This is a genomic window from Solimonas terrae (genome assembly GCF_011067135.1).
Lineage (GTDB): Bacteria > Pseudomonadota > Gammaproteobacteria > Nevskiales > Nevskiaceae > Solimonas > Solimonas terrae.
Window position 1 is genome coordinate 114,638 of record NZ_JAAMOW010000011.1, and the last position, 21,380, is coordinate 136,017.

The 21,380-nt window shown below is 67.8% G+C and carries 25 protein-coding genes; all 25 read right to left on the bottom strand.

Annotated features, from left to right (window positions below):
- Positions 1-6: 6 nt before the first annotated feature.
- Positions 7-504, bottom strand: coding sequence for a chemotaxis protein CheW (locus tag G7Y85_RS19115; protein WP_166261276.1), 498 nt, complete (start codon positions 502-504; stop codon positions 7-9).
- Positions 505-519: 15 nt separating this feature from the next.
- Entirely contained in the window at positions 520-2,475 is a 1,956-nt protein-coding gene (locus G7Y85_RS19120) for a chemotaxis protein CheA (protein WP_166261278.1), read from the bottom strand.
- Between the two features lie 10 nt (positions 2,476-2,485).
- Positions 2,486-2,851 (bottom strand): response regulator, encoded by a 366-nt coding sequence (locus tag G7Y85_RS19125; RefSeq protein ID WP_166261280.1) that lies wholly within the window; start codon positions 2,849-2,851, stop codon positions 2,486-2,488.
- 3 nt (positions 2,852-2,854) lie between these two features.
- A complete protein-coding gene (locus G7Y85_RS19130; RefSeq protein WP_166261282.1) occupies positions 2,855-3,148 on the bottom strand; it encodes an STAS domain-containing protein in 294 nt (97 codons plus the stop codon).
- 127 nt (positions 3,149-3,275) lie between these two features.
- The gene (locus G7Y85_RS19135; protein ID WP_166261284.1) at positions 3,276-3,734 is read right to left on the bottom strand and encodes a chemotaxis protein CheW; all 459 of its coding nucleotides are present in this window, start codon (positions 3,732-3,734) and stop codon (positions 3,276-3,278) included.
- Positions 3,731-4,738 carry a flagellar motor protein MotD gene (gene motD, locus G7Y85_RS19140; protein ID WP_166261286.1) on the bottom strand — a complete coding sequence of 336 codons (1,008 nt, stop codon included), beginning with the start codon at positions 4,736-4,738 and terminating at the stop codon, positions 3,731-3,733. The genes G7Y85_RS19135 and motD overlap by 4 nt, the downstream gene beginning before the upstream one ends.
- A gap of 9 nt (positions 4,739-4,747) precedes the next feature.
- Positions 4,748-5,488 (bottom strand): flagellar motor protein, encoded by a 741-nt coding sequence (locus G7Y85_RS19145; RefSeq protein ID WP_166261288.1) that lies wholly within the window; start codon positions 5,486-5,488, stop codon positions 4,748-4,750.
- A complete protein-coding gene (locus tag G7Y85_RS19150; RefSeq protein WP_166261290.1) occupies positions 5,481-7,226 on the bottom strand; it encodes a chemotaxis protein CheA in 1,746 nt (581 codons plus the stop codon). The genes G7Y85_RS19145 and G7Y85_RS19150 overlap by 8 nt, the downstream gene beginning before the upstream one ends.
- 74 nt (positions 7,227-7,300) lie before the next feature.
- A complete protein-coding gene (locus G7Y85_RS19155; RefSeq protein WP_166261292.1) occupies positions 7,301-7,969 on the bottom strand; it encodes a protein phosphatase CheZ in 669 nt (222 codons plus the stop codon).
- A gap of 145 nt (positions 7,970-8,114) precedes the next feature.
- Positions 8,115-8,507: a chemotaxis response regulator CheY gene (gene cheY, locus G7Y85_RS19160; RefSeq protein ID WP_166261295.1), complete on the bottom strand. Its 393-nt coding sequence runs from the start codon at positions 8,505-8,507 to the stop codon at positions 8,115-8,117.
- Positions 8,508-8,800: 293 nt separating this feature from the next.
- Entirely contained in the window at positions 8,801-9,538 is a 738-nt protein-coding gene (locus tag G7Y85_RS19165) for an RNA polymerase sigma factor FliA (protein WP_241696286.1), read from the bottom strand.
- Complete coding sequence (locus G7Y85_RS19170) at positions 9,535-10,419, bottom strand: MinD/ParA family protein (protein WP_166261298.1); 885 nt, start codon at positions 10,417-10,419, stop codon at positions 9,535-9,537. The genes G7Y85_RS19165 and G7Y85_RS19170 overlap by 4 nt, the downstream gene beginning before the upstream one ends.
- Entirely contained in the window at positions 10,406-11,602 is a 1,197-nt protein-coding gene (gene flhF / locus G7Y85_RS19175; protein WP_166261302.1) for a flagellar biosynthesis GTPase FlhF, read from the bottom strand. The genes G7Y85_RS19170 and flhF overlap by 14 nt, the downstream gene beginning before the upstream one ends.
- Before the next feature lie 19 nt (positions 11,603-11,621).
- Positions 11,622-13,679: a flagellar biosynthesis protein FlhA gene (gene flhA, locus G7Y85_RS19180; RefSeq protein ID WP_166261305.1), complete on the bottom strand. Its 2,058-nt coding sequence runs from the start codon at positions 13,677-13,679 to the stop codon at positions 11,622-11,624.
- Positions 13,676-14,083 carry a hypothetical protein gene (locus tag G7Y85_RS19185; protein WP_166261308.1) on the bottom strand — a complete coding sequence of 136 codons (408 nt, stop codon included), beginning with the start codon at positions 14,081-14,083 and terminating at the stop codon, positions 13,676-13,678. Before G7Y85_RS19185 ends, flhA begins: the two co-directional genes overlap by 4 nt.
- A complete protein-coding gene (flhB, locus tag G7Y85_RS19190; RefSeq protein ID WP_166261311.1) occupies positions 14,080-15,210 on the bottom strand; it encodes a flagellar biosynthesis protein FlhB in 1,131 nt (376 codons plus the stop codon). The genes G7Y85_RS19185 and flhB overlap by 4 nt, the downstream gene beginning before the upstream one ends.
- Before the next feature lie 127 nt (positions 15,211-15,337).
- A complete protein-coding gene (gene fliR, locus G7Y85_RS19195) occupies positions 15,338-16,108 on the bottom strand; it encodes a flagellar biosynthetic protein FliR (protein ID WP_166261314.1) in 771 nt (256 codons plus the stop codon).
- Positions 16,109-16,244: 136 nt separating this feature from the next.
- Positions 16,245-16,514 carry a flagellar biosynthesis protein FliQ gene (fliQ, locus tag G7Y85_RS19200; protein WP_166261316.1) on the bottom strand — a complete coding sequence of 90 codons (270 nt, stop codon included), beginning with the start codon at positions 16,512-16,514 and terminating at the stop codon, positions 16,245-16,247.
- On the bottom strand, positions 16,511-17,260 hold the full coding sequence (gene fliP, locus G7Y85_RS19205; RefSeq protein ID WP_166261318.1) for a flagellar type III secretion system pore protein FliP: 750 nt from the start codon (positions 17,258-17,260) through the stop codon (positions 16,511-16,513). Before fliP ends, fliQ begins: the two co-directional genes overlap by 4 nt.
- Before the next feature lie 9 nt (positions 17,261-17,269).
- Positions 17,270-17,719 carry a flagellar biosynthetic protein FliO gene (gene fliO, locus G7Y85_RS19210; RefSeq protein WP_166261321.1) on the bottom strand — a complete coding sequence of 150 codons (450 nt, stop codon included), beginning with the start codon at positions 17,717-17,719 and terminating at the stop codon, positions 17,270-17,272.
- 7 nt (positions 17,720-17,726) lie between these two features.
- A complete protein-coding gene (gene fliN / locus G7Y85_RS19215; RefSeq protein ID WP_166261324.1) occupies positions 17,727-18,071 on the bottom strand; it encodes a flagellar motor switch protein FliN in 345 nt (114 codons plus the stop codon).
- The gene (gene fliM / locus G7Y85_RS19220) at positions 18,068-19,069 is read right to left on the bottom strand and encodes a flagellar motor switch protein FliM (RefSeq protein WP_166261327.1); all 1,002 of its coding nucleotides are present in this window, start codon (positions 19,067-19,069) and stop codon (positions 18,068-18,070) included. Before fliM ends, fliN begins: the two co-directional genes overlap by 4 nt.
- Entirely contained in the window at positions 19,066-19,617 is a 552-nt protein-coding gene (locus tag G7Y85_RS19225) for a flagellar basal body-associated FliL family protein (protein WP_166261330.1), read from the bottom strand. Before G7Y85_RS19225 ends, fliM begins: the two co-directional genes overlap by 4 nt.
- A gap of 198 nt (positions 19,618-19,815) precedes the next feature.
- Positions 19,816-20,934, bottom strand: coding sequence for a flagellar hook-length control protein FliK (locus G7Y85_RS19230; RefSeq protein WP_166261333.1), 1,119 nt, complete (start codon positions 20,932-20,934; stop codon positions 19,816-19,818).
- Positions 20,931-21,368 (bottom strand): flagellar export protein FliJ, encoded by a 438-nt coding sequence (fliJ, locus tag G7Y85_RS19235; protein WP_166261336.1) that lies wholly within the window; start codon positions 21,366-21,368, stop codon positions 20,931-20,933. The genes G7Y85_RS19230 and fliJ overlap by 4 nt, the downstream gene beginning before the upstream one ends.
- Positions 21,369-21,380: the final 12 nt, after the last annotated feature.

Consider the following 21,380-nt stretch of genomic DNA (forward strand, 5'->3'; position numbering starts at 1 on the left):
CTCGCCTTAGTGCTGCGTGACGCTGCCGTCGGCGGCTGGCAACAGGGCCATGTCCGGCGAGCGCAGCAGTTTTTCGATGTCGACCAGGATCAGCATGCGATCGTCGATCGCACCCAGGCCGGTGATGAAGCGGGTATCGACACTGGCGCCGAACTCCGGCGCCGGGCGTATCTGTTCGGCCGACAGCTGCATGACGTCGGAAACGCTGTCGACGACCATGCCGACGACACGCTTGGCGATGTTCAGAATGATCATCACCGTGAACGCGTCGTACTCGGCGCGCTCGAACTTCAGCTTCTGGCGCAGATCGATGACCGGCACGATCGTGCCGCGCAGGTTGACCACGCCCTTGATGAAATCCGGCGTGTCGGGAATGCGCGTGACCGTGTCGTAGCGACGAATCTCCTGCACCTTGAGGATGTCGACACCGTATTCCTCGGCACCGAGCGTGAAGGTGAGGAACTCGCTGCTTTCCGCGTTGACTGCTTCTGCTGAGGCGTTCATGGCCGCTCCGGGCAATCAGGCCGCAAGCGCGCGCGTTGCAAGGCGCACGATCTCGGCGATATCGAGAATCAGGGCAACGCGACCGTCGCCGAGGATGGTGGCGCCGGAAATCCCGGCGACCCGCTTGTAGTTGGCTTCCAGCGATTTGATGACCACCTGCTGCTGGCCGACCAGTTCGTCGACCTGCAGGGCCAGCTTGTGACCGTCGGCCTCGACCAGCACGAGAATCGATTCGTGCGGCGGACGCGAGGCGCCGGGCACGCGGAACCAGTCCTTGACCGGCAGCAGCGGCACGTATTCATTGCGCACGCGCACGACCGTGCCCTCGCCGGCGACGCGGCGGATCTGCTCCGGCTGCGGCTGCAGCGATTCGACGACCGCCGACAGCGGCAGGATGTAGATGTCGTCACCGACCGCGACCGACATGCCGTCGAGAATCGCCAGCGTCAGCGGCAGGCGGATCGTGACGCGGGTGCCGGCGCCTTCGCGCGATGCCAGTTCGACGCTGCCGCCGAGCGCCTGGATGTTCTTCTTGACGACATCCATGCCGACGCCGCGGCCGGACACGTCGGTGACCTGCGCGGCCGTCGAGAAGCCGGGCGCGAAGATCAGCTGCCAGACTTCGGCATCGCTCATCTGCTCGTTGCAGGCGATGCCCTTCTCGCTCGCCTTGGCGAGCAGCTTGCCGCGGCTCAGTCCGCGGCCGTCATCGGCCACCTCGATGACGATGTGGCCTCCCTGATGCGAAGCCTTCAGCGTTACCGTGCCGCAGCCGTCCTTGCCGGCCGCCGCGCGCTCGTCCGGCGACTCCAGGCCGTGATCGAGGCTGTTGCGGACCAGATGCGTGAGCGGATCGCTGATCTTCTCGATCACGCTCTTGTCGAGTTCGGTGCCTTCGCCGACCAGTTGCAGGCGTACCTGCTTGCCGAGCTTGCCGGCGAGATCGTGGACGACACGCGGGAAGCGCGAGAACACGGCGTCGACCGGCAACATGCGCGTCGACATCACCGCCTCCTGCAGCACGCGGGTATTGCGATCGAGCTGCGAAAGCCCCTGCAGCAGGGCTTCGTTGTGGACCGGATCGAGATGGCTGGCGAGCTGCTGCAGCATCGCCTGCGTGATCACCAGCTCGCCGACCAGATTGATGAGCGCATCGATCTTGGCGGTCGCGACGCGGATCGAGGCGCTGTCGCCGCGCGGCTCGGCGCGCGGCGCCGACGCGACGATGGATTCGACCTTGCTGCCGGACTGGGGCTGCGCCGGCGTCGGCGTCAGCGCCGCGATGCTCAGATCGCAGTCGTCCTCGACCCAGGCGAACACGTCGGCGACCGCCGCGCGCGAAATCTCGCCGCGCAGCTCGATCGTCCAGGCCAGGTGACAGCTTTCGGGATCGAGCTCGCCGAACGACGGCAGCGCATCGACATCGCAGACGATGGTCGCGTCGCCGAGCTGCTGGAGTTCGCGCAGGATCAGCAGCGGATCATTGCCGCTGGCAAACAGTTCCGGCTTCGGCGCAAAGCGGATGCGCCAGCCGCTGGCCGGCACCTCGTCGCGCTCGGCCGCCTGCGGAACCACGCCACCGCCGGCCAGGCACTGCGCCAGTTCGGCTCGCAGCGGCTCGACCGTGCCCGGGTCGACTGCGCCGCCGTCGCGGGCGGTGGCCAGCAGGCCGCGCAAGGCGTCGACCGCACGCAGCAGCAGTTCGATGTCCGGCGCCGTGATCGCACGCTTGCCGGCACGCATTTCGTCGAGCAGGGTTTCGAGCAGATGCGTGAAGCCGGCGATCGCCTCGAAGCCGAAGGTTCCGGCGCCGCCCTTGATCGAATGCGCGGCGCGGAAGATACCGTTGATCGTCTCGCTGTCGACCTGTTCGGGATCGAGAGCCAGCAGCGACGCTTCCATCACGTCGAGGCCCTCGAAACTCTCCTCGAAGAAGGTGCGGTGGAAACGGCTGAGGTCGATGGAGGCCATGAGCCTGACCTCAGCCGAGCACGCGGCGCATGGTCGTGATCAGCTGTTCCGGATTGAACGGCTTGACCAGCCAGCCGGTCGCGCCGGCAGCCTTGCCTTCCTGCTTCTTCTCGGGGCTCGATTCGGTGGTGAGCATCAGCAGCGGCGTGAAGCGGTAGTCCGGCATCTGGCGCAGGGCCTTGACCAGACCGATGCCGTCGAGATTCGGCATGTTGACGTCGCATAGCACGATGCGGAACGCCTCGTTCCTGGCCAGCGCCAGCGCCGCCACGCCGTCCTCTGCCTCGGCAACATCGAAGCCCGCCTCGCGCAGCGTGAAGGCCACCATCTGCCGCATCGAGGCCGAATCGTCGACGGCCAGTACGCGTTCGCCCATGCCCTAGTTCTCCTCGATATGAAGTTGCGGCCCGAGCCCCAGCCGCTGCGCGGCGTCGCGCAGCACGCCGCTGGCATTCGCCCAATGCGTCTCGCGTCCGGCAGCGCGACGCTCGCGACAGAACGCGGTCAGCAGCTGCAGCGTGGCGCCGTGCACGCGCACCACCGCGTCGGCGGCCAGCGTCACCGCGGGTTGTTCGAGCACGTCGAGCAGTTGCGCGCGCAGCGCCGCAACGCGCTCGATCCCGAGATCGGCCGCCAGCACGAGCGGCGCTGCTTCAGCATCGGCAATGCTCATCTCGCACATGCTCCGCGTCGATCGGGGTGGGCCATGCGTCGTCAGCGGCCGTTGTCGGGTGTTCCTGTACCGGCGGGGGATGAACGTCGCAGTGAAGCCGCCGAGCGGTCGGTTCGACGATCGCGGTTCAGCGCGGCATCGCGGCGAACAGGGCGTCGACGTCGAGCAGGGTCAGCAGCACGGCGCCGCGACCGACGACGCCGGCGAAGCCGTAACGATTGCCTTGCCGATGCAGCGTCGGTACCGGCTTGATCGCGTTCAGTGCGATCTTCGAAACCTCGCCGATGCGATCGACCAGCAGGCCGAAGGTTTCGCCGTCGTGTTCGACGACGACGATCCGCGTCTCGGTGCCGATCGGCGTGACCGGGAGCACCAGGTACCGGCGCAGGTCGATGACGGTGACGACCTGGCCGCGCAGGTTGACGACGCCCGGCACGATGTCCGGCGCGCCGGGCACCGGCTCGATCGGCAGCGGCCGCAGGACCTCGTGTACCTGCAGGATCGGCAGTCCGTATTCCTGGCTGCCGAGTCCGAAACAGACCCAGCGCGCGAACTCGCCGTCGGTCTTGCGTGCAAGTGCGCTCATGGCAGGCCCGTCGCCGCCGCGCGGCTCGCCAGGCCGTGGGCACCCGCCAGGCTCGCCACCGCCGCGACCGGCGCCGCCGGTGCCGCGCTTTCTGCCGGAGCGGCGAGACTGCCGCCGCCGTCGGCCTGCGGCGGCGCGACCGCCGGATCGGTGCTCGCCATGACCTGGTCCCCTTCGTTTGCCATCACCACCACGACCACGCGACGGTTGCGGTTGCGACCGTCGGCATCGGCGTTGTCGGCCACCGGCCGGTACTCGCCGAAGCCGGCGACGCTCATGCGCGTCGGATCGACACCGGTTTCCATGAACAGGTGCACGACGCTCGCGGCACGCGCCGCCGACAGTTCCCAGTTCGACGGAAAGCGGTTGGTGGCGATCGGCACATTGTCGGTGTAGCCCTCGATGCGCAGCGGATTCGGAAACGGCTTGAGGATGTCGGCCAGCTTCTGCAGCACCGGCTCGGCGCTCGGCGCAATCTGTGCCACGCCGCTGGCGAACAGGATGTCGGTGCGGATCTCGATCTCCAGCCAGTGCTCGTTGCGGCGCACGGTCACGAGCTTGGCGGTGATCAGGTCCTTCATCGCCGCCTGCACCGCATCCGACATGGTCTTCAAGGCCTGCGGCGGCGCATCGAGCGCGGCCTTCGACTGCTCGCCCTCCGAGCGCGGCGACGGCTGCTCGCCGCCGATGCGCACGCCGGCGCGGCCGGCCTGCAGTTGCGAGACTTCCTTCTCGAAGCCGCGCATGCTCGGCGTGTTGAACATGGCATCGGCCTGCGTGCCCTTCTGCGGCTTGTCGCCGATCTGCACCGGCTTGAGCGATTTCGGCGGACCGCCGAAGGCCTGCGACAGCGAATCGGCCAGCACGCGATAGCGGCCTTCATTGACCGACGACACGGCGTACATCACGACGAAGAACGCCAGCAGCAGGGTCAACAGATCCCCGTACGGGATCGCCCAGGCTTCGTGGTTGACGTGATCCTCGTGCTTGTGTTTTCTGGCCATGATCGGGGTTCAGTGCAGATACCCGCGCAGCTTGTTTTCGATATTGCGGGGATTCTCGCCCTGCGAAATCGAGATCAGACCCTCGATCAGCATCTCGCGCACGCGCGTCTGGTCGTTGATGATGGCCTTGAGCTTGGCCGCCATCGGCAGGAAGAACAGGTTGGCGGTGCCGATGCCGTAGATCGTCGCGATGAACGCCGCGGCAATGCCATGACCGAGCTTGCTCGGATCGGCGAGATTCTTGAGCACCGCCATCAGGCCCATGACCGCGCCGATGATGCCGAGTGTCGGCGCGTAGATGCCCATGCCCTCGAAGACCTTGGCACCCTGCAGATCGAGGTGCTCGCGGGTCTGCACGTCGACCTCGAGAATGTTGCGGATCACGTCGGGCTCGGCGCCGTCGACCAGCATCTGCAGGCCTTTCTTGATGAAGGCATCGGCCTCGCCTTCGACCTCGCCTTCCAGCGCCAGCAGGCCCTGCTTGCGGGCGATGCCGCTCCAGCCGACGATGCGTTCGATCAACGCCGCCGAGTCGTGGCGCGGCGGAAACAGCACCCACTTCGCGATCTTCATGCCGTGCAGGAAGGTCGCCGGCGGCGTATGCAGGAAGATCGACGCCAGCGTGCCGAGAATGACGATCGTGAACGCGGCCGGCGACAGCAGCGCCTCGACGCCCGCCCCTTTCAGGATCGAGCCGCCGATCACGGCGATCAGCGCGAGGATGATGCCGAGGACCGACAGCTTATCCATGCGTCACGCCTTCGACCGGCAGCGCACGCGCGGCCGTCACCAGGCCGTTGAAGTCGAGGATCAGCGCGATGCGGCCGTCCGGCATCACGGTGGCGCCGGAGATGCCGGCAAGGCCACGCAGGCTCGCACCGAGCGGCTTGATGACGATCTCCTCGCGGCCGATCACCTCGCGAACGACGATGCCGTAGCGCTCGTCGCCGACCTGCGCGACCACCACATGCCGCGGACCACGCCCGGCTTCGGCGCCGAGCCAGCGATCGAGATGCACCAGACGCAGCGGCGCGCCGCGCGAGTCGACGACATCCCAGCGCTCGACGCGACGCATGCGCTGCTCGTCGAGCCGGAACACGTCCGACACCGGCGCCAGCGGCAGCGCGAAGCGGCGCCCCTCACTGCGCACGATCAGCGCCGGCAGCACCGCCAGCGTCAGCGGCACGCGAATGCGGAACGCCGTGCCTTCGCCGGGCCGGGAATCGAGTTCGACCGTGCCGTTGAGCCGCTTGATGCGCGACATCACGACATCCATGCCGACGCCGCGGCCGGACAGGTCCGAGACTTCTTCCTTGGTGCTGAAGCCCGGCAGGAAAATCAGCTGCAGGCAGTCGGCCGGGGACAGCGTCGCCGCGGTCGCTGCCTCGATCACGCCCTTGTCGACCGCCTTCGCGCGTATGCGTTCGGCGTCGATGCCGGCGCCGTCGTCGCGAATGTCGATGCGGATGTGATCGCCTTCCTGACTCGCGCGCAGCAGCAGCGTGCCGGCCGCGGCCTTGCCGGCCTGCGCGCGCCGGTCCGGCATCTCGATGCCGTGATCGACGCTGTTGCGAACCATGTGCACGAGCGGGTCGGCGAGCGCCTCGACCAGGTTCTTGTCAAGCTCTGTCTCTTCGCCCTCGAGCACGACCTTGACCTGCTTGCCGAGCTGCCGGGCAACATCGCGCGCCAGCTTCGGAAACCGTGCGAACACCTTGCCGATCGGCTGCATGCGCACCTGCGCGACGGTGTTCTGCAGATTGCGCGTGATGAAATCGAGCTCGCCGATGGCGCGCGCCGAGGGCTCGTCGAAACCACCCTTGGCAGCCTTCAGACGGTTGCGCACCAGCACCAGTTCGCCGATCAGATTCATCAGCTGATCAAGCTTGTGGGTCTCGACGCGTATCGTCTCCGCTTCCGTCTTCACCGCGACCGCGGCGTTCGCCGCAGGCACGGGAGCCGGTTTCGGAGCCGGCGGCGCGGCGGCGACGGGTTTCGCCGGGGTCTTGCCCTGCAGCTCGTCGAGCAGGGCCTCGAATTCGTCGTCGCTGATCGTCGCGCTGCCGTTCGTCACCGGCGCCGCGACCACCGGTGCCGCCGCCTGCGCACCGACCAGCGCGTGCAGCTGCATCAGCAGTTCGGGGGCGGCCGGCGTCAGCGCGCTGCCGGCATACAGCTCGGCCATCATGCGCTGTGCGGCATCGACCGCCTGCAGCACCGCATCCATCACCTCGGTGTCGAAAGCACGCTGGCGATTGCGCACGGAATTGAGCACGTCTTCGGCGGCGTGGCAGAGCTCGACCATTGCCGGCAACTGCAGGAAGCCGGCGCCACCCTTGACGGTGTGGAACGCGCGGAACACGGCATTGAGGGTTTCGACATCGTCCGGCGCCCGCTCCAGGGCGATCAGCTGGCCGGCCAGCTGTTCGACCAGTTCGCCGGCTTCGGCGAGGAAGTCGCTGCGGATGTCGTCGTCGCTGGAACTCATGGCAGCACGGTCGTCTCGTCGGCGGTCCGTGTGCGGGGTTGGCGCTTCAGCGCGAACCTGCTGCCGGACTCTTGCTACACACCGAGGCTGGCAAGCAGCGCATCGGCATCCTGCTGGCTCGTCGTGATCTGCCCCGGTACTGCGGGGCCGGCGAGGACGGCCTGCCCTTCTGCTATCGGCAGCGGGGCCGCAGTCTTGAGATGCGCGGCATGTGCACCGAGCAATTCCAGCAACGCAGACTCGACATCCTCGACGAGCGAAATGATGCGCTTGATGATCTGCCCGGTGAGATCCTGATACTCCTGCGCGATCGCCAGCTCGTTGAGGCGTTCACGCAGGATCTCGGCATCGCGCAGCAAGGCGGCACGCCGCAGATCGGACGCTTCGAAGCTCTCGGCACTGCGACTGATCTGGCGCGCGACACCGCGCATCTGGTCGACGATGTCGAGCGTCTTGTGTGCGGCGTCCTCGGTCATCTGCACGACATGGCGCAGGCGATGCCGCGCGTCGGGCATCGCGTCACCGGCAATCCGGGTCAGGCGTTCGTCGAGCCGCAGGCTGACGACGCCGCTGTGCAGGCGTCGGGTCAATTCGGCGACCTGCCGGTAGAAGGCGTGATCCTGGGTCTGCAGCAGCTCGGCGAGTGCCGGTGGCGCATCGACGCTGCCGCCGCTTTCGAGACGCTCGATCCAGCTGCGCAGCGCCATGATCAGCGCGCCGCGATCCTGTGTGGAGGCGGACACGATCAGAACCTGCCCGCAAACCGTCGCGGGCGACGCCGGCTTGCGCCTGGAGCGGCACAGACGCCGGAGTGGAAGTCGGTATGCATGAGGACTCCGAGCAGCGCGGAAGCGCGAGGCGCCGGGCGCATTGGGTTGATGGCCGGATTCAGGCGGCTTCGGCGATGCGCTGGAATATCTTGTCGATCTTTTCCTTGAGCGTCGCCGCATTGAACGGCTTGATGATGTAGCCGTTCACGCCGGCCTGCGCCGCCTCGATGATCTGTTCGCGCTGCGCTTCGGCGGTCACCATGAGCACCGGCGTCTTGGCGATGCGGGCGTCGCCGCGGATGTTGCGCAGCAGGTCGATGCCGGTCATGCCGGGCATGTTCCAGTCGGTGACGACGAAATCGAAGCTGCCCGCCTGCAGTACCGGCCAGGCGCTCTTGCCGTCGTCGGCCTCGGTGATGTTCGAGTAGCCGAGGTCGCCGAGCAGATTGCGGACGATGCGGCGCATCGTCGAGAAGTCGTCGACCACCAGGATTTTCATGTTCTTGTCCATCAGAGTTTCCTGATCACTCGTTGGTAAATCCGCGCGGTTCCGGCGCCGGTCCCGTGAGCACGGCGCAGGCCGCGAAGCCGGCGCCGCATGCATGATCGTTCGCGGCCGGCGGCGAGGCGGGCCGCGCCGGAAGCCGCCTGGCCGGGTCGCAGATCGCCATCGCGAGGCGCCGACGCCGGGGTCTCCCTGCCGTTAGCGGCCGGAGCCTGCCGATACTTGAGCCGGATTCGCGCCGGCTGCCGTGCGCCGGCGCGCGCGCCGCCGGCAGGACCCGATCCGGTCGCGTTCATCGCTCAGGACACCGCGGCCAGTTCACGCCAGGACTTCAGCCGCGCGCGCAGCCGCAACAACGCCTGCCCATGAATCTGGCAGACGCGGCTCTCGCTGACCTTGAGCACTGCGCCGATTTCGCGCAGGTTGAGCTCGCGTTCGTAGTACATCGACAGCACCAGCCGCTCGCGCTCCGGAAGCTCGGAGATCGCGCGCGCCAGTTCCTGCTGGAATTCGTCGTGCTGCAGGTGCTGCAGCGGCCCGGCGGTGTCGTCCTGGGCGTCCATCGTCTCGTCGCCGTCCTCGCCGCCATGATCGATGCTCAGCACCTGGCAACGCGACGCGTCCTGGACGATGGCGTGGAACTCGGCGAGGTCGATGTCGAGATGCGCGGCGATCTCGTGATCGCGCGCTTCGCGGCCGTTCTTCTGTTCGATCTTGCGGATCGCCTCGGATACCGCGCGTTCGCGGCGGTGGACCGAACGTGGCGCCCAGTCGGTCTGGCGCAGCTCGTCGAGCATCGCGCCGCGGATGCGGATGCCGGCATAGGTCTCGAACGACGCACCGCGCGTGCCGCTGTAGTGGCGTGCCGCTTCGATCAGTCCGATGACGCCGGCCTGGATCAGATCGTCGACTTCGACGCTGGCCGGCAGGCGCGCGGCCAGATGGTGGGCGATGCGCTTGACCAGATCGGCGTGGCGACGCACCAGCGCGTTCTCATCGACCGGTTCCTGGAGATTCTCGGCGACGGCCATGTTCATGCAGGGACTCCCGCCGGCGCGTCGCCGGCTACCAGACGCTCGACAAAGAATTCGAGATTGCCGCGTGCACCGAGCGGCAGACCCCAGTTCGCCGCGGTCTTGGCCAGTGCACGGAAGGCGACGGCGCTGGTCGCCGCCGGATAGGCGTCGACCACGGCGCGCTGACGGCGCACGGCGCGCTTCAGCCATTCGTCGTGCGGAATGAAGCCGATGCTGCTGAGCGTGATGTCGAGAAAGCGTTCGGCGACACGACGCAGGTTGTCGTAGATCTCGCGCGCCTCGCGCGGCGACTGCACCTGATTGGCGAGTACGTGCACGCGATGAATGCCGCGCTCGCGATTGAGCACCTTGATCAACGCGTAGGCATCGGTCAGCGACTGCGGATCGCTGGTGACGACAACGATGATCTGCTGCGACGCATGGCTGAAGGTGATGACGCTGTCGGCGATGCCGGCAGCGGTATCGACGATCAGGGTGTCGAGCGGCTGCTGCAGTTCCGAGAACGCCCGCACCAGACCGACGTGCTCGGCGCCGGACAGCTCCGCCATGTTGCGTTTGCCGCTGGATGCCGGGATCACCATGATGCCGGCCGGGCCTTCGATCAGGGTGTCGTCGATCGTGCATTCGCCGGCGATCACGTGCGACAGGTTGTAGGTCGGTTGCAAGCCGAGCATGACGTCGACGTTGGCCAGACCGAGGTCGCCGTCGAGCAGCATCACACGCTTGCCGTCGAGCGCCATGGCAACCGCCAGATTGACCGACACGGAGGTCTTGCCGACGCCGCCCTTGCCACTGGTGACGGCGACGACCTGCACCGGCTTGGGCGCGCGCAGGCGACGCAGACCGGCGGCCTGGCTGCCGCTGTGATCACTGTGCGACATGGACGGCTCCGAACTGCAGGGCAAGCGTGGCGTCGTCGATGCGCGCCGGCGTCATGCGCGCGAGTTGCATCGCACGCAGCACCAGCGAATTCGCACGACCGGGTTCGATGTCTTCGGGCACCTGCTGTCCGTCGCAGCCGTAGGCGACCGGCAGACGGTGACGGATCACCGCCGACAGCGCGCCGCCGATGCGCAGCGTCTCGTCGAGCTTGGTGATCACGCAGGCAACGGGTCTGGCCTTGGCATAGCGGCGGATCACGTCGTCGAGATCGGCGGCATGACTGTTGGCGGACAGCACCAGCCAGCTCTTGAGGGCGGCACCGGCGCTGCCCATCGCGCCGAGCTGCGCCTGCAGCTTGGCGTCGCGCGGACCGATGCCGGCGGTGTCGATCAGGACCAGCTTGCGATCGGCCAGGCGCGCCAGCACCGTGCGCAGCTCGTCGGCATTGCCGGCCGTCTGTACCGGCACGCCGAGCAGGCGGCCGTAGGTGAACAGCTGCTCCTGCGCGCCGACGCGGAAGTGATCGGTGGTGACCAGCGCCAGATCGCGCGTGCCGTGCATTTCCGCATAACGGGCCGCAAGCTTGGCGATCGTCGTGGTCTTGCCGACGCCGGTCGGGCCGACCAGCGCGATCACGCCGCCGTCCTGGATCGGATCGGCGCTGGCGACGGGAATGCGTCGCGACAGCAGCCCCAGCGGCAGAAAGCGCGCGCGTTCGGCATCGGCCGTGCCCGGCAGTTCGGCGACGATCTCGCGCGCCAGGCGCGGCTCGATGCCGAGATTGACCATGGTCTGCAAGGCGTGCAGTTTCTGCGGGTGTTCGCGGATCTCGCGCCAGGCCATGCCGGCCATCTGCGTTTCCAGCATGCGTTTCATGCCGCCGAGTTCGCGGCGCAGCTGCTGCAGTTCGGGCGCCGCCGGCGTGGCGATCGGCGCCGGCGTTGCGACCGGACGGCTGTCCTCGCTGCGGGTCGGCTTCGGTGTCTCCGGCGGCGGTTCGGGCGGCGCGCTGCGGCGCGTGGCCTGCTGGATCAGGGCGGCGTCGTAGTCGGTGGCGGCCACCACCTCGACGCCACCGGCCACGCGATGATTGGACAGGATCACCGCGTCGGGACCCTGCTCTTCGCGCACCATGCGGATCGCATCGCGCATGTTCTTCGCCAGGAACCGTTTGATCTTCATTTGCGTTTCTTCTTGACTCTCAGGCGATGGCGCCGATCATGCGGATCTGCTTGTTGTCCGGAACCTCGTCGAACGACAGCACATGCAATCCGGGTACGGTCTGACGCGTGAATCGGGCGAGCAGCGGACGCAGTCCGTTCGGCACCAGCAGAACCGCCGGCTGGCCGGCCTGTTCCTGCTTGCGTGCGCCGTCCGTGAGGGATCGGTGCATGCGTTCGGCCAGTCCCGGTTCGATCGCCGTACCGCCGCTCTTGAGGGAGTCCTGCAGGACCTGTTCCAGCGGCGCGCCCAGGGTCAGCACCGGCAGCTCCGGCGCCATGCCGTTGATCTCCTGCACGATTTGACGCCCGAGCGCGACGCGGACGTGGCCGGCCAGCGCGACGGGATCCTGACTGCGCGGCGCGGCTTCCGCCAAAGCTTCGGCGATCACGCGCAAATGACGGATCGGCACGCGCTCGGCGAGCAGGCTCTGCAGCACGCGCGTGAAGACATTCAGCGGCAGCAGCTTCGGCACCAGATCCTCGGCCAGCTTCGGTGCCTGCTTGGCAAGTTGTGCGACCAGCGCCTGCGCTTCGTCGTGACCGAACAATTCGTGCGCGTGGTTCTGGATGACCTGCGACAGATGCGTGGCCACCACCGTCGAACAATCGACGACGGAATAGCCGAGCGTCTGCGCATGTTCGCGGGCGCCGCGTTCGATCCACACCGCCGGCATGCCGAACGACGGATCGGTGGTCTGGATGCCGTCCAGCGTGCCGAACACGCGGCCGGGGTTCAGCGCCAGATCGCGGTCCGGATAGACCTGGGCCTCGGCGACCGGCACACCGTGCACCAGCAGGCGATAACTCGCCGGCTGCAGTTCGAGGTTGTCGCGGATGTGCACCGGCGGAATCAGAAAGCCGATGTCCTGCGTCAGTTTCTTGCGCACACCCTTGATGCGCGCCATCAGCTCGCCGCCCTGACGGGCATCGACCAGCGGGATCAGGCGATAGCCGACTTCGAGGCCGATCGCATCGGTACGGCCGATGTCGTCCCAGCCGAGCTCGGCGGGTGCAGTGGGTGCGGCCGGCGGCGGCGGCGCACTCGCCGCCGCGCGCTGCTTTCTGGCCAGCAGCCAGGCGATGCCGCCGCAGGCCGCGGCCAGCAGCAGGAACACGAAGTTCGGCATGCCCGGCACGAAACCGATCAGGGCCAGCACCGTCGCGGCGATCGCCAGCACACGCGGCTGGCCGAACACCTGCCCGACCAGCTGCTGCGACATGTCCTGCGACTTCGACATGCGTGTCACGAGCACGGCGACACCGGTCGACAGCAGCAGCGACGGCACCTGCGCGACGAGACCGTCGCCGATCGCCAGCAGGGTGTAGTTCTTCAGCGCATCGCCGAGGCTCATGCCGTGCTGCATGGTGCCGATCAGCAGGCCGCCGATGACGTTGATGACCAGGATCATGATGCCGGCGAGCGCGTCGCCACGGATGAACTTGCTGGCGCCGTCCATCGAGCCGTAGAAGTCGGCTTCCTCGCGCACCTCGTTGCGGCGCTCGCGCGCTTCCTCGCGCGTCATCAGGCCGGCGTTGAGATCGGCGTCGATCGCCATCTGCTTGCCGGGCAGCGAATCGAGGATGAAACGTGCCGACACTTCCGAGACGCGCTCCGCGCCCTTGGTGACGACCATGAAATTGACGATGGTCAGGATCACGAACACGACGAAGCCGACCGCATAGTTGCCACCGACCACGAACTCGCCGAAAGCCTGGATCACGTGACCGGCGGCGCCGGCGCCCTCGTGTCCGTGCAGCAGCACGACGCGGGTCGACGCCACGTTCAGCGCCAGGCGCAGCAGGGTCACGAACAGCAGCACGGTCGGAAACGACGAGAAGTCCATCGGCCGCAGCACGTATACGACGCCGAGCAGCACGACGATCGCGATCGTGATGTTCAGCGTGAACATCAGATCCAGTACCGGCGGCGCCAGCGGCACCACCATCATCGCCAGCACCATCAGCAACAGGATCGGCGCGGCAAGCCCCTTGCGCTCTGCGTTGCGCAGCTGGTCGAGAAATGCCGAGAAGTTCATGACAGGGCTCCGCCGCAGCCGGAAGCCGTAATCGACAACCGCGAGCACCTTCCCGCTCCGCTCGCGTTCGGCGCGAGGGTCTTCGGACCTGCGAGGAAACGCCGCCGGGTCATTGCCGGATCACCGCACGCGCGGCGGTGTGCGCCCGGATCGTCGAATACATCCGTGTCCGACACCGCCCCCGGCTCCACCGTGCCTGCCGGCCTCAGGGCCGGGCGCGCTTCAACACGCCCCTCCGCCCGCTTGCCGGCGGCCGGGCCGCGGGCGGTGGGCGGCTGTCTGGTCGAACCAGCGCCCATCGCATTCCGGACCGCCCTCGCCGACGCCGCACCGCCCGATGGCGAAGCGGCGTTCAGGACCGGCAAGTCCAGGAAATCGTCATGGCGCATCGTCAGCAGGCTCATTCGTCGATCTGTCCGTCCGGCACGTCGCCGACGTCGGGTGCCGAGGGCGGTGCAGTCCCTGTGCCAGCCCCGCGCGCATAAGCCTTGAGCTGATAAACGTAGGTCAGCACCTGCGCGACGGCGGAATACAGCGCGACCGGCACTTCCTGATCGAGCGCCGCGCCGCGGTACAGGGCGCGCGCCAGCGGCGGTGCCTCGACCAGCGGCACGCGCGCGGCGCGGGCCGCCTCGCGAATCGCCAGCGCCACCTCGTCGACGCCTTTGGCGACCACGCGCGGCGCCCGCATCTTCGGCGCGTCGTACTGGAGCGCCACCGCGTAATGCGTGGGGTTGACGATCACCACGTCGGCGGTCGGCACCGCGGCGATCATCCGGCGGCGCGAGCGCTCCTGCTGCAGGCGACGGATGCGGCCTTTGACTTCCGGGCTGCCTTCGGCCTGCTTGTATTCGTCGCGCACTTCCTGGCGTGTCATGCGCAGCTTCCTGGCATGCGAAAACCACTGATACGGCGCGTCGATCGCCGCGATCACGATCAGGCCGCCTGTCAGCCACGACAGCAGCGACAGGGTCAGGCCGACGCCATCGCCGAGCGCCGCGCCGGGATCCATGCGTGCCAGCGCCAGAAAATCGTCATGGTGTTTCCACAAAAAACCGGCCCCGAGTGCACCGAGCAGCGCCGCCTTGCCGACGCCCTTGAGCAGTTCGACCAGCGACTGCATCGAAAACATGCGGCCGATGCCGCTGAGCGGATTGATGCGCGCGACATCGAAGCGCAGCGCCTTGATCGAGAAATTCCAGCCGCCGAGCGCCAGCGGGCCGACGATCGCCGCCAGCATCCCGACCACCAGCAGCGGCAGCACCAGTGCAAAGGCGCCGAACACCAGCTCGCCGGCCCAGGCCAGCATGCGCATCGGTTCGGCCAGCAGCGCCGGGTCCGGTTGCAGGGCGTGCTGCAGCCAGGCGGCAGCCCTGGTGGCAATGCCGGCACCGCTGGCCATCAGGGTCAGCACGCCGGCACCCACGACGATCGCGGTCGACAGCTCGCGCGAGCGCGGCAACTCGCCTTTTTCGCGGGCTTCGCGCAGGCGTTTGGGTGTGGCGCGTTCGGTTTTCTGGGGATCGGACATGGGTCAGGCGCGCTTGACGAGGCGACTGGTTAGCGCCTGATCTGGCCTTTGGTTTCGCGCCGTAAGGCGAAACCAGAAGCCCGATCAATACTCGCGCTCAACAAAATTAGTAAACGGCCCATGTCGGCTACTGCGTCCACGAAGCCAACGCCAACCACCCTTGATCGAACAAGCCGCCGATCTTCTCCAGCATCGCCGGCATCGCCACGTACAGCAGGACCAGACAGGCGATCAACCCGAGCGGAAAGCCGACCGCGAACAGGTTCAGCGACGGCGCCGAGCGGCTGATGACGCCGAGCGCGAGATTGATGGCGAGCAAGGCGACCAGCACCGGCAACGCCAGCATCAGGCCGCCGCTGAAGATCTCGCCGCCGAACCTCAGCAGCTGCAGCAACTGCGCTTGCTCCGGGCCGGTGCCGCCGACCGGCAGGCTGCCGAACGAGCGCGCCAGCCACTGCAGGAACTGCAGATGGCCGCCCAGCGCGAGAAACAGCAGCGTCGCGGTCAGGGTCAGGAACTGTCCGACGACCGGCGTCGACATGCCGCGCAGCGGGTCGGCGAGCGTCGCGAAGCTCAGGCTCGAACTCGCGGAGATCAGCTCGCCGCCGAACATCACCGCTTCGAACACGATCTGCAGCGTGAAGCCGATCAACAGGCCGATCGCCATTTCACGCAGCAGCGTCGCCCACCAGATCGATGCGAACAGTTCGGCGACCGGCGGCGGTGGCAGGCTCGGCGCGATCAACAGGGTGGTCAGCATCGCCAGCGTCATGCGGATGCGCGGGCTGACGCGGCCGGAACCGAGCACCGGCGCGATCATCAGCGCCGAACCGATACGCGCCAGTGGCCAGATGAACTGCTGCAGCCAGCCGATCAGTTGCGCGTCGGTGAAGTGCATGACAAATGCTCTGCGCAGAAGCCCCGCCCCACCGTCATTGCGAGCGCAGCAAAGCAATCCGGTACGCAGCCCGATCCGGCCGTGCTGCCGGGTCGCGTCGTCCTTGCGCTCCTCACAATGACGGGGTCCACGGTCATCAGCCCAGCAACCCCGGAATCGACTCGATCAGCTGGCGCGTGTATTCGAGCAGCGTGCGCAGCATCCACGGCCCGAGCGCGATCATCACGGCGGCGAGCCCGAGCAGCTTGGGAATGAAGCTGAGCGTCATTTCGTTGATCTGCGTCGCTGCCTGCACGACACCGACCAGCACACCGACCGCCAGCGCCACCAGCAGCAGCGGCGACGCCAGCAGCAGCGTCAGCCACAGCGCATCGCGCGCGATCGACAGGACGGTCTCGGGGCTCATGTCGCGGCGTGAAACGAGGCCGCCAGCATGCCCATGACCAGCGACCAGCCGTCCACCAGCACGAACAGCATCAGCTTGAACGGCAGCGATACCAGCATTGGCGACAGCATCATCATGCCCATGCTCATCAGCACGCTGGACACGACCAGATCGATGACGACGAACGGAATGAACAGCAGGAAGCCGATCTGGAACGCGGTGGTCAGTTCCGAGGTCACGAACGACGCGGCGAGCACCGTGAACGGAATGTCGTCCGGCGTCTGATACGGACCGTGGCCGGCGATCTTGGCGAAGGTCAGCAGATCCGCATCACGAACCTGCGCCAGCATGAAGCCGCGCAGGGGCCTGGCACCGGCCGCCAGTGCCGGCTCGAAGCTCATCGTGCCGTCCATGTAGGGCCTGGCGCCCTGTTCGTAGACCTTCTGCAGCACCGGCGACATCACGAAGAAGCTCAGCAGCATCGCCAGGCCGACGAGAATCTGGTTGCTCGGCGTCTGGTTGGTGCCGAGCGCCTGCCGCAGCAGGCCGAGCACGACGATGATGCGCGTGAACGCGGTCATGCTCAGCAGCAATGCCGGCAGCACCGTCAGCAACGTCATCAGCAACAGCACTTCGACGTTGAGGCTGTACTGCGTGCCGCCACCGGCGGCCGGCGTCGCCGTCACGCTCGGCAGACCCGCGGCGAACGCGCCGCAGGGCAGCAGGAGCAGCATCAGCAAGGCGCAGCGTGCGGGGAAACGGGACATCGGCGGCGCTCAGGCGGCCTTGCGCGCGCGCAGCAGTTCGCGCACACGTTCGGCGAACGGCGAGTCCGCGCCGGTCTGTGTTTCGTCCGTATCCATCGCGCCGGGCACCGACGCGAAGCGATGCAGAAGGCTGACCTGGCCGGCGGCGACACCGACCAGGAAGTGTTCGCCACCGACCTTGACGATGACCACGCGTTCCTTGCCGCCGACCGACACGCCGCCGGTGACCTGCAGCAGGTCGCCGCGCGCGGCGCGCGTGCCCTGCAGGCGCCGCGCGAGCCAGGCGAGCGCGAGAATGAGGCCGACGACGATGATCAGGCTGCCGAGCATGCCGGCGACACTGCCGGCCGCCGACGGATGACCGGCGCCGGCCGGCGATTGCGACGGCACCGCCAGCATCGTGGCCTGCGTCAGTGCCATCGGCGAGCCTGCGGTTGCGGCGATCGGCGCGTTGCTCATGCGCGGCTCACTTGAGCTTGCGGATGCGCTCGGCCGGGCTGACCACGTCGGTCAGGCGGATGCCGAACTTTTCGTTGACGACGACCACCTCGCCATGCGCGACCAGGGTGCCGTTGGCGTAGACGTCGAGCGGTTCGCCGGCGCCGCGCTCGAGTTCGACGACCGAACCCTGATTGAGCTGCAGCAGATTGCGGATCGGAATGCGCGCACGGCCGACTTCCATCGCCAGCGTCACCGGCACATCGAGGATGACGTCGAGATTGACGTCGGTGCCCGGCGACAGCGGCCGGTCCTCGAGCGTCTGGAACGTCGCGCGTGCGGCTTCGGCCTGCGGTTTTTCAGTGGTGTTCATGCGGATTCCCGGGCGGTCGCCGGCAGTTGCGGACGACGGATGACTTCGTGGATGCGGATGGCGTTGTGGCCGTTGGAGATGCCGAAACTGCCGCGGAACAGCGGCAGATCCTCGACGCACAGGTCGAGCGTGCGCGGCAGCGTCACCGGAATGACGTCGCCGGCCTTGAGCTGCGTCAGCTGGCGCAGGCTCATCGTCGTGCGCACCAGATCGCAGCTGACGTCGACCTCGGCGTCGCGGATCTGCTCGCGCAGCGCGATCGGCCAGCGCTCGTCCTTGTCGCCGCGGTCGGACTGGATGCCGGCGTCGAGCAGATCGCGGATCGGCTCGAGCATCGAGTACGGCAGCGTCAGATGCAGATGGCCGCCGCCGCCTTCGAGTTCGATCTTGAACTTGCAGACCACGACGATCTCGCTCGGCGAGACGATGTTGGCGAAATGCGGGTTGACTTCGCTGCCGACGTAATCGAACTCCAGACCGAGCACCGGACTCCAGGCTTCCTGCAGATCGCTGAAGACCTGGCGCAGCAGCAGCTGGATCACGCGCATTTCGGTCGGCGTGAATTCGCGGCCTTCGATCTTGGTCGGCAGACGGCCGTCGCCGCCGAAGAAATTGTCGACCACGGTGAACACCAGGCGCGGTTCGAAGATGCACAGCGCCGTGCCGCGCAGCGGCTTGACGCGGATCATGTTCAGGCTGGTGGGCACGAACAGCGAGTGCGTGTATTCGGAGAACTTCATGGTCTCGATGCCGACCACGGTCAGCTCCGGCGAGCGGCGCAGCATGTTGAACAGCGAGATGCGGAACAGGCGCGCGAAACGCTCGTTGACCATCTCCAGCGTCGGCATGCGGCCGCGGACGATGCGCTCCTGCGACGCGAAGTCGAAGGAGCGCGCTTCGTCCGGCGCGGCCGGCGCCGGCGTGGTGTCGACCTTGCCGGAGTCGACGCCGTGCAGCAGCGCGTCGATCTCGTCCTGCGAGAGCAGATCGGTGCTCATTGCATGACGAAACTGGTGAAGTAGACCGCCTCGATCTGCGGCTTGCCGGTCTCCTGCGTGAGGATGCGCTGGATCTCGGCGAGCGCGTCGGCCTGCAGCTTCTCCTTGCCGGCGAGGGTCGCGACATCCGCGGGATGCTGCTGCGAGAACAGCATCAGCAAGGCGTTGCGGATCAGCGGCTCGTGCAGCTTGAGCGTGTCGACGGCGTGGGCGTCGCGCGTCATCAGCTGGACCTGGACCTGCAGGAAGCGGGTATCGTCGGCTTCCAGGTTGACGACGAACGCCGGATCGAGCGGCACGTAGTTCGGCGGGTCCCTGGGCTTGGCCGCGTCGGCCTTCCCGCCGTCGCCTTCGCCATCGGCGGCGGCATCGGCCTTGTGGGCGGCTGCGTCGAGCGCGTGCCGGACCAGCATGAAGCTGATGCCGGCACTGGCGCCGGTCGACAGGACGACGGCGATGATGATCGCCAGCATCGGCGAGCCGCCCTTCTTCGCTTTCGCGGCCGGCTTGGCTGGATCTTCGTCGTTTGCGGTCGCGGCGCTGGCCATGATCTTTCGGAACTCCGGTTCGGGTCACCGGCTCCGAGCAAGACGTGTTCCAGCGCTTCAGTGCCCGGTTTGCGCACGGGTGACGGAAATCCGGCACCCCGGTTTGCAAATCCCGCGTCACGAATTTGAACCGCCTCGCCGGGGAATGTCCGCAAGCGGCCGTTCGCGGCCGTGCGAAGCGGCGGCGGCCGGCCGGGATCAGGCGTAGGCGTCGACCAGCTCGAGCCTCGTGACGCGACGCACGCCGGCGCCGTGCGCGCCGCCGTCATCGCGTTCACGCGATTGCGAAAAGCCGGTGTCGGAAGCGCGCGTCGCGCCGACACGCTGTTCGACCTGCGCACGCAGCAGCTGCAGGCCCTGCACGCTCAGCAGTTCACGCAGCTGGGGCAGCGAATCCTGCAGCAGCGCGCGCGTCGCCGGATTGTCGGCGGCAAAGGCCACCTGTGCCGCGTCGCCGTGCATCCGCACATGGACGCTGACGCTGCCCAGCTCGAGCGGATGCAGTTCGATCTTCGCGCTGCCGATGCCGCTGTCGAGACTGGCGTCGGCGATCCAGACGATGCGCTCGCCAAGATCGCCGACGAACTGCGGGTGATCGGGCGGCACGGTCATCGGCGGCGCACTGAGCGGCGCGGCGCCGGCGCTGGCTGCGCTGCCGCCGGCAGCTTTCGAAGCCAGCGCGGTCAGCGGATCGGCGGCCGTCAAGACTGCGGCGCTGGTGGTCGCGTGATCGTTCATCGCCGCCAGCATCGCGTCGAAGCGCTGATCGGCGGTCGGTGTCGACGGATCGATGGTATCGGCCGTACCGTCGCTGCCGTCCGACGCCAGCGCGGCCAGCGCCGCATCAGCCGGGTCGACCGCTGCCGCCGGCTTTGCGCCATGGGTCGGCGCAAGGCCCGGGGCCGGCGCGGCCCTGGCGCGCGGCCGGGCGTCGCCGGTCGGTGTGCCGGCGGTCCCGAGGCTACCGACCAGGAACGCGAGGCTCTGGCGCAGCGCCAGCAGCAGGCCGGGCAGCGCGGCGTTGTCGAGCGTCGCATCGCCGGGTTTGCTGTCGTCATCCGTACCGTCGGGCGCTGCGGCGACCCCATTCGGGTCCGGCGCGTCCGCGGCCGCGGCCACGGTCGGCGCGGTGGGCGCCGTGGCGAGCGAAGCCAGCGCTGTCGCCGCGGTCGTCGTGACCGCAGCGGCGGGCGCCGCCGCGAGCAATGCCGAGAAATCGACGACACCGGCATCGTTGGCCGGCGCCGCGCAGCTTGCACCTGCCGGCACCGACGCCGGCGCCGGCGCGGCGACGGCTGTGGCAAGCGCGCCGCTCAATCGCCCGCTCGCACGAACTTGTGCATCGCGAACTCATCGAGCCGACCTTGCTCGCGACGCGCTTCCTCGCGCTGTTCGCGCGCCTGATAGCAGGCCGTGAGCTGCGCGACGGTGCGCGATCCGCGCTGCTGCAGGAGCCAGTGCGCGCGACATTCGTCGACGCTGCGCACCGCCTGCTCGACCAGTTGCTGCTGGAAGCGCTCGGCCTCGCGCAGCCGGTCGAGAAAGGCCTGGCGATTGCGCAGCAGCTGCGGTGTCGCGGCGGCGTTCTGGCGTTCGTAGTCTTCGCGATAGCGGCTCAACTCGAGCAGGCGCGCTTCGCGGTCGGCCTGCTGCCGCTGCGCCTCGACCAGCTGGCGCGCGGCGTCGTCCTGACGGATGTCGGCGAGTTGCTGCAGCGGCTGCATGCGCTTGGACTGCATCATCTGTCCCATCGAACGCTCCTC

Coding starts and splice junctions, on each gene's coding strand:
- G7Y85_RS19115 (WP_166261276.1), bottom strand. CDS start 504: ATGAACGCCTCAGCAGAAGCAGTCAACGCGGAAAGCAGCGAGTTCCTC.
- G7Y85_RS19120 (WP_166261278.1), bottom strand. CDS start 2,475: ATGGCCTCCATCGACCTCAGCCGTTTCCACCGCACCTTCTTCGAGGAG.
- G7Y85_RS19125 (WP_166261280.1), bottom strand. CDS start 2,851: ATGGGCGAACGCGTACTGGCCGTCGACGATTCGGCCTCGATGCGGCAG.
- G7Y85_RS19130 (WP_166261282.1), bottom strand. CDS start 3,148: ATGAGCATTGCCGATGCTGAAGCAGCGCCGCTCGTGCTGGCGGCCGAT.
- G7Y85_RS19135 (WP_166261284.1), bottom strand. CDS start 3,734: ATGAGCGCACTTGCACGCAAGACCGACGGCGAGTTCGCGCGCTGGGTC.
- motD (WP_166261286.1), bottom strand. CDS start 4,738: ATGGCCAGAAAACACAAGCACGAGGATCACGTCAACCACGAAGCCTGG.
- G7Y85_RS19145 (WP_166261288.1), bottom strand. CDS start 5,488: ATGGATAAGCTGTCGGTCCTCGGCATCATCCTCGCGCTGATCGCCGTG.
- G7Y85_RS19150 (WP_166261290.1), bottom strand. CDS start 7,226: ATGAGTTCCAGCGACGACGACATCCGCAGCGACTTCCTCGCCGAAGCC.
- cheY (WP_166261295.1), bottom strand. CDS start 8,507: ATGGACAAGAACATGAAAATCCTGGTGGTCGACGACTTCTCGACGATG.
- G7Y85_RS19165 (WP_241696286.1), bottom strand. CDS start 9,538: ATGAACATGGCCGTCGCCGAGAATCTCCAGGAACCGGTCGATGAGAAC.
- G7Y85_RS19170 (WP_166261298.1), bottom strand. CDS start 10,419: ATGTCGCACAGTGATCACAGCGGCAGCCAGGCCGCCGGTCTGCGTCGC.
- flhF (WP_166261302.1), bottom strand. CDS start 11,602: ATGAAGATCAAACGGTTCCTGGCGAAGAACATGCGCGATGCGATCCGC.
- flhA (WP_166261305.1), bottom strand. CDS start 13,679: ATGAACTTCTCGGCATTTCTCGACCAGCTGCGCAACGCAGAGCGCAAG.
- G7Y85_RS19185 (WP_166261308.1), bottom strand. CDS start 14,083: ATGAGCCTGCTGACGATGCGCCATGACGATTTCCTGGACTTGCCGGTC.
- flhB (WP_166261311.1), bottom strand. CDS start 15,210: ATGTCCGATCCCCAGAAAACCGAACGCGCCACACCCAAACGCCTGCGC.
- fliR (WP_166261314.1), bottom strand. CDS start 16,108: ATGCACTTCACCGACGCGCAACTGATCGGCTGGCTGCAGCAGTTCATC.
- fliQ (WP_166261316.1), bottom strand. CDS start 16,514: ATGAGCCCCGAGACCGTCCTGTCGATCGCGCGCGATGCGCTGTGGCTG.
- fliP (WP_166261318.1), bottom strand. CDS start 17,260: ATGTCCCGTTTCCCCGCACGCTGCGCCTTGCTGATGCTGCTCCTGCTG.
- fliO (WP_166261321.1), bottom strand. CDS start 17,719: ATGAGCAACGCGCCGATCGCCGCAACCGCAGGCTCGCCGATGGCACTG.
- fliN (WP_166261324.1), bottom strand. CDS start 18,071: ATGAACACCACTGAAAAACCGCAGGCCGAAGCCGCACGCGCGACGTTC.
- fliM (WP_166261327.1), bottom strand. CDS start 19,069: ATGAGCACCGATCTGCTCTCGCAGGACGAGATCGACGCGCTGCTGCAC.
- G7Y85_RS19225 (WP_166261330.1), bottom strand. CDS start 19,617: ATGGCCAGCGCCGCGACCGCAAACGACGAAGATCCAGCCAAGCCGGCC.
- fliJ (WP_166261336.1), bottom strand. CDS start 21,368: ATGGGACAGATGATGCAGTCCAAGCGCATGCAGCCGCTGCAGCAACTC.